Here is a 13,949-nt window from a genome sequence, read left to right as displayed (position 1 = left end):
CTTTTTTTCGTATACACTTTCAGGACGCGTTCGGCAAGCACTTAACCGATAACGACATACGAGGACACACCAGCAGGTACTGATCTAATCCGGAATAACGTTCCGTCGTCTCTAAAGGTACGCAGAGTATAAGGCTGGTTCGTAGGTGTACGGACTCTGCTGAATCGGGCAGTACCAAAACTGTCGAAGCCTGCAGCTTGCACAAAGCTTCCATCTGCACGCCGGAGTGTAGCAAAAAATCCGGTCGTGTTAAAAGGCACACCATTAGTGTTAGCCCAGATGACTGTAAACCGACGAAGGGTTTGCGTAGGACTTACATTACGATATTTCGTAACAGGAACCTTTCTGCCCGTAGACTTCAGGGTTTGAGGAGGACGAATGGCCACTTCATATCAACTCCTTTGTTGTGATGTGATAGTAGATGCACACAAAGGAGTTTCGGACCGTGCTATAATCTACTTCTTCAAAAATAGGTTATAGACCTCATCATGCCCAATCGCGTCGTAGCGTAAAGAGTTCTTTTAACGCGTCTGTCGACAGCTCGGTAATCCAGCCCTCGGTGCTGGAAATGATCTGGTCGCTAAGCTGCTGCTTGCTCTCCAGCATTTCGTCAATGCGTTCCTCCAGCGTTCCCAGCGAGATGAACTTGTGCACCTGTACGTCCTTCGTTTGTCCCATTCGGTAGGCGCGGTCCGTAGCCTGATTTTCAACAGCCGGATTCCACCAGCGGTCGAAGTGAAAGACGTGGTTGGCAGCTGTCAGATTCAGACCCACACCCCCGGCTTTGAGTGACAAAATAAATACGGATGGCTGCTCGTCAGGTGGCAATGTGTGAGATTGGAACTGGTCAATCATCCGGTCACGGGCGGTTTTGGACGTGCTGCCGTTGAGATAGAGCACCGGCTCTTGCAGCTCTTGAGCGAGCACCTGCTGGAGCATACGTCCCATGCCGATATACTGTGTGAAAATAAGGCAGCGCTCGCCTTCTTCTCGCAGCTCCTTGACCATGGCTAAAATACGCTCCAGCTTGGATGAACGGCTGATAACTGCTTCGAAATCGGGCTGACTATAGCTGGAAGCCGTGGCATCCGGCACCGCCTCCTTAGTTAAGAGCGCAGGATGGTCGCAAAGCTGCTTCAACTGGGTCAGGGCAGATAATATAGCGCCTTTTCGCTCAATCCCCTCCAGCTTCTGCATCCGTTCCATGAGCTCTTTAACAATTTGGTCATAGAGCGCTCCCTGCTCGGAGGTGAGGTGAATATACGTTTTCATCTCATTTTTCTCGGGCAAATCAAGCTGTATAGCCGGGTCTTTCTTCTTGCGTCGCAGCATGAAGGGCTGAACCAGCTTTTGCAGGTCTATCGTTCGTTGTTCGTTATGTTCCTTCTCGATAGCATTGATGAACCGATTGCTGAAGGAGCGTGCGCTGCCCAGATAACCGGGATTGATAAAATCATAAATCGACCATAGCTCGGATAGCCGATTTTCAATAGGCGTCCCGGTGAGTGCTATACGATGCCGGGCAGGGAAGCTGCGAACGGCACTGGATTGCTTGGTTTGCGCATTTTTAATGTTCTGCGCTTCATCCAGGCAAACCGAGTCCCAGGTTATGCTTTGCAGCAGCTCTTGATCCAGGGTCGCTGTTGCAAAGGAGGTCAGGATGACATCGGCTTGCTCGACTTCTTCGCGGAACAAGTCTCCCTGATCCCGTTTGCTTCCATAGTGGAGCATGACCTTTAATGAAGGGGCGAATCGGCTAAGTTCCTTCTGCCAGTTGCCCAGTACCGAAGTCGGACAAATCAGCAGCGAACTGGAGCGGACGCTCGTCTCTGCTGCGATATCCTGTAGATGCAGCAAATAGGCAATAAACTGCACTGTTTTGCCAAGCCCCATATCATCGGCAAGGCAGGCACCCAGCCCAAAGCGCCGTAAAAAGGCAAGCCACGCGTATCCGTCCTGTTGATACGTCCGCAGCTCGGCTTGCAGTCCATCCGGCACGTCCAGTGCGGGCCATTCCGACTGTCGCCCGAGCTGGCTGATCAGCTTCAGCAGATGCCCGTTCAGCTCGACCTCCAGCCGGAAGCGTGCCGCATCCTCTGGCTGCTCTCCCGTAGCGTCGCCCTCTGCCTCATCGTCGTTGCCGAGCAGGTGCAGCTGCAGGATGTCCTGAAAGGACAATCCCTGAGCACTGTCGATCCCGGCCATGGCTCGCCGGATTTGCGCCAGCAGCGCGGGATCGAGCGCGATCCATTGCCCGCGGAAGCGCACCAGCCGCTCGTTGCGGGCCACCAGCTCGGCGAACTCGGACTCGCTCAGATCGGCATCGCCAATGGCAACACGCCAATCGAACTGGACAATCGAGTCCAGTCCGAACAGCGAGCTGCCCTTTGTGCGCTCACCCCCGCCTTCGCCCGGGCGAACCTTGGCCCGCAGCTTCGGCTTCTTGCGGGTGGCTGCCTCCCACCAAGCGGGCAGCAGCACCTGCCAACCGCCCTCCAGCAAGCGATGGCTGTCGGTCGTCAGGAATTGCCACGCCGCCTCGTCGGAGAGCGGGCGATCCAGCACGTCATCGCGGCTTCCGGTCCGCTGCCCGGCAGGCAAAATCGCGGTCAAGCGCTCCAGCCATCCGGCTGAGCGCTCACGCACATGGGCCGTCCACGCATCGGGCCACGGGCCGGATGCGTATCCATCGTCAGCTAGCCGTACAGGCACCAGCAGTGCCGGGTCCTGCTTGTCCTGCAACACAAGCTTGAGCTGCCACGACGGATCGTCGTCCTCCAGCTCTGGCTCCAGCAGTTGCAGGAGCGGGCGGAAGGGCGCGGTATCGGCCTTCCAGCCGATAGCGATAAGCCATGCCCGCGCATCCAGACCTGCCGCGGCCGGGCGGTTTTGGGCGAAGAGAATTGGATATTCTCTTCGCAAATCGGCGGCTTCCGCCTCGGTGCTGTACCAGCGTTGAAACACGGCGGCCGAGAACGCCGCAGCCAGCCCTTCGAGTTCGTCCTTCTCCAGGCTGTCAAGCAGAGCAAGCTCTGCCGCTTCGGTGCTTTCAAACCTTTTCCCCGATTCTAGCCCCTCTAACGTCTTTAACGTCTCTCTCGCCTCCACCATTGCTTCCGTATCCCAAATCCATTGTAGCTTCCCTGTCTGAAATGCCGTGAAGCTGGGCGTGTAGGCTTTTGCTTCAATACAATGGGCAAGTAGAGGGATCAGCCGAAGCCACGGGGCATTGCCCTCGTCCCAGATCCATTCGATATGCTCCAGCAATTGGCGTTCCGCCAGAAAGGGAATCACTTGTTCCGAGGGCAGGAGGATAATATCCGTGTCCTGAACGTGCTGAATCTCCAGCTCGGTGCCATAGAAAGAGGCCTCGTGCCAGGCAAACAAACGCTGCTTCAACATCTGACCGGAAATGCTGTAATTCATGGAGGAATCGCCATAAATCAGCGCGTCTCCATAGGTAGTTAACTGGATGTGTACCGTAATCGTCTCCGTGTATTGGCTCATGATAACAATTTCCCTTTCCGCAATTCCTCCTGTAGCGCCCGCAGGCGGCTATGACGGCTGGTGAAGGTCGCGAAGAACAGCTCCCAGCGCGGTTCTTGCTTCATTTTTTTGTATAGCTTGAACAGTCGCTTCAACAGCTTGACCGCTGCTTTATAGCTGGATCTATTTTTTTCCAGCACATATCGTTCCACTGCCTGATGGTAAAAGGGCAACAGCAGCTCTGGTGCGTTCTTTTCAATGGGTTGTAACACGCTCACTCGAAAACTCAAAGGCTCGCTGCGTATACTTAGCTGATAGTCAATCCATTGCCGCCATTTGTCGTGGGCAAGCAGCGCTTCTTCATACATTCCCCCGGCAAAAGGAAGCATACCGACCAGTGTATTCCACATTTCCTGCTCCGCTTCTGGAAGGTGCTGCAAAACCATATCCCAACCATTCATATAATCGTGTAAATGATCGTCCCGATGGCTGTGAAGCAAGGGTCCGATATGCCGTAGTCCATCCTTGAGGCGTGGCCATTCCTCGGCTTCACGCAACGCATGCAAGAACAAAAGCAACTGACTGGAAGAGATTTTTAGCGGAAAAGCCTTTTCGGCCTCCTCAAGCAGCGACCAGGCTTGATCATCCTGCGACTGGTAAAAATACATCCAGCTTTGGGCCAGCATCCAGGGAAGCCGGGCCAAAGCTGTCCCAAGCTCATCCTCAGCCGTCTGCAAATGCAGTAATTCCTCTGCATATATGCTGGAAGTGTAATCTTTCTGCTGGGGACGCATCCAGTTTAGCCAAAATCGGTAGTACGCGTCTGAAAAATAATTGCCATTACGCGATTCTGTCAGCATTTTTCGGCGTAAATAGGCCAAGGTCTCTGCCATGCGTGCTTCTTGCATCGGTTCATCGGTTAGGGCAAGCTGGCTCTCAAAATCACGCTCGATAGCTTCTTTAAGCTCATCTGCGGCGATTTGCGTGTAATATCCCATATAGGAATGGGTGGGATAGCCTGGCATAGGTGACTGAGGCACCAGCTTTTCCAGCACACGCAGATGAGCGTGCAATTCATACAACTGTTCCATGCCGGGTGAAAGCGGCGGCTTCACGGCATATATTGAGGCCAGCGCGCTTTGTGCATATTGGGAATTTTGCGTATTCATGTGGATAAGGGCGATGCACTGATCGAACAAGTCATGCCACTCCAAGATGGGCAAATTCAGTATGCGGCTTGCTGTTTTACTGATCGTGTTCCTGGCAGCCTGCTTGCGATCCGGTGAAGGAGTGGACCGGGAAGCAGGCGCGGTGGTGCGCACGTCAGATTTGGTAGCCAACCGGGTGAAGCTCGCTGAATGGGCGTTCACCAACGCATGTACGGAACGCTCCTGCACATTCGCATAATTCAGCAGTGTGGCGATCATGTGCTTGCAGTTCTTATGAACCGGACATGTACATCGGCTGGCAGCAAAAGCGCTCAAGTGCAGATCCACCTCGTAAAGATCGCTTCCATCTACGACAGCCGCGATATGGTCGGCGTCAGGCATTATAAATTCTTTTACCTTTCCTTGCTTAAAATATTGGAACCCGCGTTTGATCGTCACATCATTAAAATGGTCAGCTACATTTTGGATAAGCTGCTGCCACTGTATATCATCCATAAGATAGGTTGGTTTCATATGCATTAGTCTCCTAAGAGAGAATAGTCAATCTGATGACAGCTTAACTCTTCCATTATATCAGTTTAGGAACGAGTATTTGCATTAATCCAGAGAGCGGTTTTTATTCGGCAATATAATAGATCGGAATGATTCTGTCCGTCTATATATTGTACCTGCGGGCGAATGGAAACGAATAATGCAAAATGCTGGGACGTAAATTGAGGTGGAGGGAGCAGATGGAAAGTTTTCATGCGGGTTGACATGCGTTCTTTTAAAAAGTGAATTTGTATTATGAATATAAAATAAATATTACTAATATTTTAGTGCTGATGATCCTGTTTAGGATTGTATGATGAGGAAAAGAAGATGTCATCTTTATATAGCTACGATATTCACCTGCCCAGCCAGCTTGATCCTAACCGCACGTATTCGTATTTATTTCCCGCGGCGAATACGATTCCGTATTTCCAGTGAGGATCGGTCATGAGGCAGCACGATGGGGACCGCGATTGTACTTCTACTCACGGCACTGGTTAATCTCGCAGCCGCTTGGATGAACTTCCAAACAGCCAAGAAAAATAACCGCCGGGTAAAGTAAAAAGCCCCTTACGTTGCAGCGTAAGAAGGCTTGAATCATTAGCAAGGTTGGGGAGCAATCCCCTTCCTGCACCCTATCATCTTATGCTTATCTTACCCTCTTCATTCTCTGTTGTAAAATATATTTTACAAATTCGAGAAACCATAAAGGAGGCATCAGTATGCAAACTGTTACCCTTATCATCGCTTTGGTCGGTCTGGTTATTTCACTGGCTGCTTTATCACAAGCTATTAAGAATAGGAGGTAATCGCTTTGGCAAGGAATGCGCTATCTTTTAGATTTTCGGAAGAGTTCGCTACAATGCTGCGTACCTGGTCATTTGTTACGGAAAAGGATCAAAGAACCATTTTGCAAGAAGCCTTCACAGAATATGCGAATAATCACCCAGACACCAAAGAGAAAGTCCTTCAAGTCATAAAAACGCTAAAATGACCTGTCACAGAGACAGGTCATTTTTTATAATCTTTCTACCTTGTTCATCCTCTGAGAAAATGATCCTCCAATATCCTCAAAGACAGCTCGACGGTAGTAGCCACCACGATATTGGCACCCTGCATTTGCGAGTGCGTGCCCACACCGACCGCGAACATTCCTGCACTCTTGATCACCTGGATTTCGGCCTGAGCATCCTCTACACCGATACAGTCGGCAGGCTGAACGCTCAGATTGGCGGCTCCGGTGAGGAAGATTTCAGGGTCAGGCTTGCCATGCCGGATGGCGGTAACATCTACCACGCTGTCAAAATAGTGCGTCAGCTCCAGCCGTTCCAGTATAAACGCTGCATTTTTGCTCGCAGAAGCCCACATACCTACCATCATCTTTTTCATAAAATTGATCTGATAGATCACTAAAACAATATGAGACCTAAGATTACTTGTCTGATTATCCAATTATATGTCTAAAAAAACACTTTATTATCAAACTATTAGAACCTTTGGCGAATGACAGATTTCCAAAGAAGTTTAGAATATACTTGTGGGAATGGAACCTTTTTAGGAGGGAAAAATATGGACAAGCCTCAGTCAAACGAAAAAACAATTGAAGAAGTAGTGGAAAGTTACTCTAAAAACATAATCCGAACCACGACTTCCAATCGGAAGTTGTGGGCTTTTTGCGATATAAAGTACTTCGAGATGGTATAATAATGTCGAATAACATTATAAAATATCGAGTTATATACATTATGTTCTTCTCAAAATATGGGAGGTGTCTGAAATGCGATGGGAAGAAGTTAAAGAACGTTTTCCCAATGAATGGGTCGTACTTGAGGCGACCAAAGCCTATTCCAAGGATGGTCAGCGTTTCATTGAAGAAATGACCGTAATTGATACATTCGATGATTCGACTGATGCTTTTAAGCGGTATAATGAGCTGCACAGAGTAGATCCTCAGCGTGAGTATTGTTTTTTTCACACCTCTCGTGCCACGGTTACGGCAAAAGAACGCTATGTGGGGATCAGGGGGCCTAGATGAACATTACAGAAATATATGAGCTTCCCTTTGTCAAGGTCAACGTAACATTTAGGGGAGAAGAGTTAACTTTAAGCAAAATGCTGCTAGATACTGGTTCTGCCAGCACACTTCTGAATGCAGATATAGTACGAGAAATAGGAATGGTTCCGGAAGGAAATGATGATGTTGATATTATACGAGGCGTGGGTGGCGTAGAATATGTCTACACTAAATTTCTTGATTCCATTACACTCGAAGAATCGACACTCAAAAATTTTCAGGTGGAAATTGGAAGTATGGATTATGGTATGCAGATTGATGGGATACTGGGTTTTAATTTCCTTAAACTAGTTGGAGCTATTATTGATGCTAAAGCAATGGAAGTAAAGACGGATACCTATTAGAGTTTGTTTGCAAAACTTCTAAATTCAATAAGGCCTGTATCAAAGGAAAATAAAAAACTGGTGGAACGGGTCCACCAGCCAATCAAATTCACTTTTAAAGGACATTCCCTTTTTTGAAACTTATTATATAAGATGAAATCGAAAAATTCACATGGAAAACGGAGTAGGCGGAATGGTGCTGTACAAGCGGAGCGGTCGCCTTTGCCCCCGGATTTCAAACATTGTGCGATCATTCAGGAAATCCGGGGGCAACAGCGATGGGAAGCACCATCCGCCTGCGCAGTGGCACCTCATGTACATTTCCAGTTCAACTTACTAAAATGATCCTTCAGCATCCTCAAAGACAGCTCGGCGGTAGTAGCCACCACGACATCGGCTCCTTGCATTTGCGAGGGCGTTCCTACGCCGACCGCGAACATTCCGGCACCCTTGATCGCCTGAATTCCCGCCTGTGCGTCCTCTATACCGATACAGTCGGCAGGCCGAACGCCCAGATTCGTGGCTCCCGTGAGGAAAATTTCCGGATCGGGTTTGCCATGCCGAATGGCTGTGACATCCACCACACTGTCAAAATAGTGCGTCAGCTCCAGCCTATCCAGTATAAACGCTGCATTTTTGCTCGCAGAGGCCAGCGCGATACCGATCCTGGCGTCACGTAACTCCGTTAGGAGCGCGCGGATTCCCGGTAATACATCTACCGGGGTCAAAGCCGAGATGAGCCGCTGATATTCGGTATTTTTCTGTGCGGCCAGTTGCTGCTTGTCATCGGCTGAATACGCGCTGGACCGATCACCACGCGCCAATATTTTGTCGAGTGACTCTGTACGGCTGATTCCTTTTAACTGCTCATTAAATTCCCGGTCGAAAGGAATACCCAACGTTGTCGCCAAGCTGCCCCATGCCTGAAAATGATATTCGGCGGTATCTGTAATGACTCCGTCCAAGTCAAAAATCACTGCCTTCATTTGGTTTCCCCCTGTCTGTCCGGTTTATGAAACACTGTTTGTCAGTAACGGCTGCCCATGGGTAATGTGCGTTGGCTGTCCATACAGCTCCAGCGTGAGGGGTTCTCCGTCCAACAGCGTAATGATCACTTCATTTTCCTGTACGAGAATACTTAGCAAGCGACCACGATAGTTGATTTTAAACGTATATTTGCTCCAGCCCTGCGGCAGGAAGGGGGAAAAGCTCAACGTTTCGTTATACGTTCTCATTCCGGCAAAGCCTTGCACAATCGCCAGCCAGCTTCCCGTCATGGAGGTAATATGCAGTCCGTCCTCGGTGTCGTTATTATAATTATCCAGATCCAGCCGAGCTGTCCGTTTATACATCTCGACTGCTTTTTCCTCCATTTTGAGCTCGGCAGCCAGCACAGCGTGAATGGATGGGGACAGACTGGATTCATGAACGGTCATGGGCTCATAAAATGCAAAATGGCGTGCTTTTTCCTCCAGCGTGAACCGATCTCCGAAGAAATACAGACCTTGCAGCACATCCGCCTGCTTGATGAAGCAAGAACGGAGGATTTTATCCCATGACCATTTCTGATTTAGTGGCAGATGACTTGGATCAAGGGAGGATACAGGCTGTAAATCCTTATCCAGAAAGGTATCATGCTGTACGAATATGCCCCGTTCCTCATCGTAAGGATAATACATGCGGTTGATGATATCCTGCCAATGCGCAAGCTCATCCTCGGTAACAGCCAGCTTCTCCGATTTCTCTGAAGAAATTTGAGGCAAGACCGATGACGTATATTTTAAAACCCATGCAGCCAGCGTGTTGGTATACCAGTTGTTATTGACGTTATTCTCATATTCGTTCGGTCCGGTAACCCCGTGGATCATATACTGCTGATGGCGATGGGAAAAATGAACTCGATCCGCCCAGAAGCGGCTAATTTCGACCAGTACATCTATTCCATATTCCCGTAAATAGGCCAAGTCGCCCGTATAGTTGGTGTAATTGTAAATGGCATACGCGATGGCTCCGTTACGGTGAATCTCCTCGAAGGTAATTTCCCATTCATTATGGCACTCCACACCCGTAAAGGTGACCATAGGATACAGTGCTCCACGAAGACCTTGCTGCGCCGCGTTATGCTTGGCACCCTCCAGTTGATGGTAGCGGTATAGCAGCAGGTTTTTAGTCACATCAGGATCTGCCAGCGCCAAATACATCGGTACAGCGTACGCTTCCGTATCCCAATACGTGGCACCGCCATATTTCTCACCCGTAAAGCCTTTCGGTCCGATATTCAGGCGAGCGTCTTCACCGTAGTACGTAGAGAATAGCTGGAAAATATTAAAACGTATTCCCTGCTGGGCCTCTGCATCCCCTTCGATTTCAACATCCGCTTTGTCCCAACGTCCGTCCCAAGCGGCGATATGCTCCTGCTTAAGCAGAGCGTATCCTTTGTTCACGGCTTCCACGGCGAGACGTTCAGCCTGTGGAATTAACGCATCCTTTTCTATGTCACGTGAGGTGGTGACGGCCACGATTTTTTGCAAATGAGCACTGTCACCCGGGGCGACGGTATATTGATAGTGGCGTGCAGCATACAAAAAGCCTTCTTCCGTCGTCTGATGATCCTGTCCCTCGGTCACAATACCCATGGTAGCGTTTACGGTAAAACGCGGAACACCAAATGGATTATCTATCGTCGTTGTGGATAGGCTGATGAATTGTTCCTGAACCTCGCGTGCTTCCTCTAGCCAGAACACCTCATCATAGTTGGTGTCCTCATTTCTCGTATTACCGTCCAGATAAGGAACAAGCTCAATCGTTAGAGGCTGCTCGCTTATATTGGTTGCTTGGTAATCAATCAGGCATAGTTCACGAGTGGTGATGCTTAGAAAACGTTCCGTGGTGATACGAACCTGACCGTTCACGGTACAGGCACGCCGCAGAATACCTTGCTTCATGTCCAGTTCCTGCACAAAATCACTGATGTGGGCCGTAAATAAGTCCACTTCCTGCTGGTTCACGATCAGACCGATGCCGATAAAATTCATGGCGTTGATGACCTTGCCAAAATACTCGGGATAGCCGTTTTTCCACCAGCCGACCTTTGTTTTGTCGGGGAACCAGACACCGGAGATATAAGTTCCTTGATGATGATCACCTGAATAGGCTTCTTCAAAATTGCCGCGCATGCCCATATAACCGTTGCCTATGGACATTATGCTTTCTTGTAATCGCATGTGTGTTGTATGTAGAGTGTGGGTTGTCAGTTTCCAGTTATCTACGTCAAATAATCGGTTATAAACCATGATTGCGTACCCCTCTCGGAAAATGAATTCGTTGTTTTAACGAAATCAGTATATGAGCGAGTTCAGTATATAGTGCAACCGATTGCCCTGTCAACGCAAAAAAACTGATTTTATGGATGTCCACAAAATCAGTTTTTTGTTCATTCCTTGGAAGATAACAGCGCCTGACTGGATTTGCGTTCTACGATCCGGTGGGGAACAATGATATGTTTGGTCAGCTCCTTGGGGTCTTCGATTTTTTCGATCAGACTTTTGGCCGCCTGATAACCCAGGGTGAAGATATCAATATCTACGGAAGTAAGAGGGGGATTCATCAGCTCAGCCAGCATCAGATTGTTGAAGCTCACCATGGAAAGCTGTTCCGGCATGGACACGCCCAGTTGGGACAGTGATTTTTGTACCGCCATCGCAACAAGGTCATCATTGACGATCATAGCGGTAGGGGGAGGGGAAACCTGCAATAGCGTCCGCATGTCCTCCAGGGAAAAAGGCTCCCTGACAACATATTCGCCTGGTAGAGGCAGATGGGCCTCCCGTAGCGCATCCTGATAGCCCCTGAGTCTTTCAATATTCACAGTGCGTTCATGATCTCCGCCAACATAAGCAATACGCTGATGATTCAGACGGATCAAATAAGTGACCACGTCCTTGGCGGCTTGGTAGTTATCGTTGTCCACATGGGTGGTTTCACTGATAAATTGCTGAGGCTTACCGATTACGGTATAAGGTATTTTTTCTCTATGAAAATACTCCACGATTTTATCCTCTTGCTTGGAGTACAGGACAATGTAGCCGTCAACACGTCCGGTTCGCGTCATCAGCTTCACGCGGGATAGCAATTCATCGCTCGTTTTCCCCGTGACAATCGACAGTGTATAGTTATGCTCATTCACCCATTCACTAATCCCGCGGAGGCTTTCCGGAAAGAACGGGTTTTGAAAGATTGCCACATCCGATTCTGGCATAATAATGCCAATCGACTGTGTGACACGGTTAGCCAGACTTTGGGCCGAATAATTGGGCTCGTAGCCGAGTGCCTTCATTTCTTTACGGACACGTGCCTTGGTGGCCTCGCTGATTTTAGGGCTGTCTTGAATGACGCGGGACACGGTGGAAGTAGCAACATTGGCACGTTTTGCGACATCTTTGATGGTTACTGCCATCGTCTTCTTCTCCTTTTGCTATCTCAAGCAGGAAATATTATGTTCTATCATACGATATTGCTCGAAAATCAACAAACTCGCGGCTTTTTTCGAGCTTTTACATCGTCATTAACCAAGATATTTACAATCAGGGTATTGCTAATAGAAAGCGATATCATTATAATAATTGTGCAACCGATTGCATATATTTACGAGGTAACAAACAACGCTGTACATACTATATGGATGGAGATTGATGGAGAAATGAAAAAACTTCTATCATTTGATTTTTGGCAAAAGCTTGGGAAAGCACTGCTTGTGGTAGTCGCCGTCATGCCAGCGGCCGGAATTATGATTTCGCTCGGTAAAGTGGTGGCAATGCTGGCTGGCGATGTTCATGTCTGGTTGACCGTCGGTGGGGTCATGGAAAATTTGGGTTGGGGCATCATTAACAATTTACACATTCTGTTTGCGGTGGCCATCGGCGGTTCCTGGGCTAAGGAACGGGCTGGCGGGGCTTTTGCTGCCTTAATTGCTTTTATCCTTATTAATATTTCAACAGGAACGATTTTGGGTGTATCCTCGAAGATGCTAACGCAGGAGGGGGCAACCACCCATACTCTCTTTGGTGCATCCATTCCGGTCAGTGGCTATTTTACTTCTGTCTTAGGGGCACCTGCACTCAATATGGGCGTGTTTGTCGGTATCATCTCCGGGTTCGTCGGGGCAGTGGTATTTAACAAATACTACAATTACCGCAAGCTACCGGACGCTTTAGCCTTTTTTAACGGTAAACGTTTTGTTCCTTTTGTCGTGATTTTATGGTCTGTCATCGTTAGTTTGATCATGTCTGCCATCTGGCCATTTATCCAGGGAGGGATTAACCAGTTTGGTGTTTGGTTGGCGACCTCTGGGGAATCGGCTCCTTTTGTAGCGCCATTTGTCTATGGTACACTGGAAAGACTATTGATTCCCTTCGGGCTTCACCATATGCTGACGGTTCCTATTAACTATACTCAACTTGGTGGCGTTTACACGACGCTTACGGGTTCCGGGGCGGGCAGCGTCGTTGCTGGACAGGACCCGCTGTGGCTGGCTTGGGCAAGCGACCTGAGTGCGCTTCGTGGTACCGATCCGGCAGCCTACAATAGCTTGTTGGAAGGCGTGACGCCTGCCCGTTTTAAGGTAGGACAAATGATCGGCGGAGCGGGAATCCTTATGGGACTGGCGGTGGCTATGTATCGCCGTGTAGACAAGGATAAGCGAAGCAAGTACAAGTCGATGATTTTTTCAGCCGCTGCTGCTGTCTTTTTGACAGGGGTAACGGAGCCGCTGGAATTTATGTTTATGTTCGTAGCGCCTGTACTGTACGTGGTTTATGCTATTCTTACCGGAATTGCGTTCGGAATGGCGGACATCATACATTTGCGTTTACATTCGTTTGGTATGATTGAACTGCTGACCCGATTGCCGTTGTCTATAAATGCGGGTTTGGTGCAGGATATTATTAACTTCGTGCTGACTTGTGTTGTATTTGCGGTAGCAACCTACTTTATCGCTTATTTTATGATCGGCAAATTCCAAATGGCTACGCCGGGAAGACTGGGAAACTATACGGATGAGGAGCCTCAGGGGACTTCCGAGGTGGGGAGTACGAAGGCAGATGGTGTGGCGGCTGTTTCCCCGCAAAATCAACTGGCTACCGATATCATCAAAACGCTTGGGGGTGAGCAGAACATTGTCGAGGTGGATGCTTGCATGACCCGTCTGCGTGTGACGGTGAAGGATACAGATGCCGTCGGGGACGAAAAGACATGGAAAGCGCTAGGCGCTCTGGGCTTGATTAAAGTAGATAATGGGGTACAGGCGGTTTACGGACCGAAGGCCGATGTGCTCAAATCAGATATACAAGACATACTCAACAGGTGATT

The 13,949-nt window shown here is 49.0% G+C and carries 10 protein-coding genes and 1 pseudogene; 4 read left to right on the top strand and 7 right to left on the bottom strand.

The window, feature by feature from the left end:
* Nucleotides 1–41: 41 nt before the first annotated feature.
* From E0698_RS12695 to E0698_RS12685, 3 genes are all read right to left on the bottom strand, one after another.
* Nucleotides 42–386, bottom strand: a complete 345-nt coding sequence (locus E0698_RS12695) for a hypothetical protein (RefSeq protein WP_192511794.1) — start codon at nucleotides 384–386, stop codon at nucleotides 42–44.
* Between the two features lie 100 nt (nucleotides 387–486).
* Complete coding sequence (locus E0698_RS12690; RefSeq protein ID WP_192511793.1) at nucleotides 487–3,507, bottom strand: DEAD/DEAH box helicase; 3,021 nt, start codon at nucleotides 3,505–3,507, stop codon at nucleotides 487–489.
* Nucleotides 3,504–5,168 carry an SWIM zinc finger family protein gene (locus E0698_RS12685; protein WP_192511792.1) on the bottom strand — a complete coding sequence of 555 codons (1,665 nt, stop codon included), beginning with the start codon at nucleotides 5,166–5,168 and terminating at the stop codon, nucleotides 3,504–3,506. Before E0698_RS12685 ends, E0698_RS12690 begins: the two co-directional genes overlap by 4 nt.
* A gap of 832 nt (nucleotides 5,169–6,000) precedes the next feature.
* On the opposite strand from E0698_RS12685, the gene E0698_RS12675 reads away from it, so the two are divergent.
* A complete protein-coding gene (locus tag E0698_RS12675; RefSeq protein ID WP_192511791.1) occupies nucleotides 6,001–6,180 on the top strand; it encodes a hypothetical protein in 180 nt (59 codons plus the stop codon).
* A gap of 44 nt (nucleotides 6,181–6,224) precedes the next feature.
* On the opposite strand, the pseudogene E0698_RS12670 reads toward E0698_RS12675, so the two are convergent.
* Nucleotides 6,225–6,548: pseudogene (locus tag E0698_RS12670) on the bottom strand (HAD-IA family hydrolase); the annotation flags it as partial.
* A gap of 415 nt (nucleotides 6,549–6,963) precedes the next feature.
* Here E0698_RS12670 and E0698_RS12665 point away from each other — a divergent pair.
* Both E0698_RS12665 and E0698_RS12660 read left to right on the top strand, forming a co-directional pair.
* Nucleotides 6,964–7,221: a hypothetical protein gene (locus tag E0698_RS12665; protein ID WP_192511790.1), complete on the top strand. Its 258-nt coding sequence runs from the start codon at nucleotides 6,964–6,966 to the stop codon at nucleotides 7,219–7,221.
* Complete coding sequence (locus tag E0698_RS12660; protein ID WP_134911589.1) at nucleotides 7,218–7,604, top strand: retropepsin-like aspartic protease; 387 nt, start codon at nucleotides 7,218–7,220, stop codon at nucleotides 7,602–7,604. Before E0698_RS12665 ends, E0698_RS12660 begins: the two co-directional genes overlap by 4 nt.
* A 290-nt stretch (nucleotides 7,605–7,894) precedes the next feature.
* On the opposite strand, the gene pgmB is transcribed toward E0698_RS12660, so the two are convergent.
* The 3 genes from pgmB to E0698_RS12645 all read right to left on the bottom strand — a co-directional run bounded on the left by pgmB (nucleotide 7,895) and on the right by E0698_RS12645 (nucleotide 12,039).
* A complete protein-coding gene (gene pgmB, locus E0698_RS12655; protein ID WP_192511789.1) occupies nucleotides 7,895–8,569 on the bottom strand; it encodes a beta-phosphoglucomutase in 675 nt (224 codons plus the stop codon).
* A gap of 24 nt (nucleotides 8,570–8,593) precedes the next feature.
* Complete coding sequence (locus E0698_RS12650) at nucleotides 8,594–10,876, bottom strand: glycoside hydrolase family 65 protein (RefSeq protein WP_192511788.1); 2,283 nt, start codon at nucleotides 10,874–10,876, stop codon at nucleotides 8,594–8,596.
* Between the two features lie 140 nt (nucleotides 10,877–11,016).
* Nucleotides 11,017–12,039, bottom strand: coding sequence for a LacI family DNA-binding transcriptional regulator (locus E0698_RS12645; protein ID WP_149095452.1), 1,023 nt, complete (start codon nucleotides 12,037–12,039; stop codon nucleotides 11,017–11,019).
* Between the two features lie 243 nt (nucleotides 12,040–12,282).
* Between E0698_RS12645 and E0698_RS12640 the strand changes: the two genes are divergently transcribed.
* Entirely contained in the window at nucleotides 12,283–13,947 is a 1,665-nt protein-coding gene (locus tag E0698_RS12640; RefSeq protein WP_134911585.1) for a PTS transporter subunit IIBC, read from the top strand.
* The last annotated feature ends 2 nt before the right edge of the window (nucleotides 13,948–13,949 follow it).

Source organism: Paenibacillus sp. 23TSA30-6 (assembly GCF_014858585.1).
Lineage (GTDB): Bacteria > Bacillota > Bacilli > Paenibacillales > Paenibacillaceae > Paenibacillus.
This window is presented reverse-complemented; position numbering and strand designations above follow the sequence as displayed.

Coding starts and splice junctions, on each gene's coding strand:
- E0698_RS12645 (WP_149095452.1), bottom strand. CDS start 12,039: ATGGCAGTAACCATCAAAGATGTCGCAAAACGTGCCAATGTTGCTACT.
- E0698_RS12650 (WP_192511788.1), bottom strand. CDS start 10,876: ATGGTTTATAACCGATTATTTGACGTAGATAACTGGAAACTGACAACC.
- E0698_RS12685 (WP_192511792.1), bottom strand. CDS start 5,168: ATGAAACCAACCTATCTTATGGATGATATACAGTGGCAGCAGCTTATC.
- pgmB (WP_192511789.1), bottom strand. CDS start 8,569: ATGAAGGCAGTGATTTTTGACTTGGACGGAGTCATTACAGATACCGCC.
- E0698_RS12640 (WP_134911585.1), top strand. CDS start 12,283: ATGAAAAAACTTCTATCATTTGATTTTTGGCAAAAGCTTGGGAAAGCA.
- E0698_RS12665 (WP_192511790.1), top strand. CDS start 6,964: ATGCGATGGGAAGAAGTTAAAGAACGTTTTCCCAATGAATGGGTCGTA.
- E0698_RS12690 (WP_192511793.1), bottom strand. CDS start 3,507: ATGAGCCAATACACGGAGACGATTACGGTACACATCCAGTTAACTACC.
- E0698_RS12660 (WP_134911589.1), top strand. CDS start 7,218: ATGAACATTACAGAAATATATGAGCTTCCCTTTGTCAAGGTCAACGTA.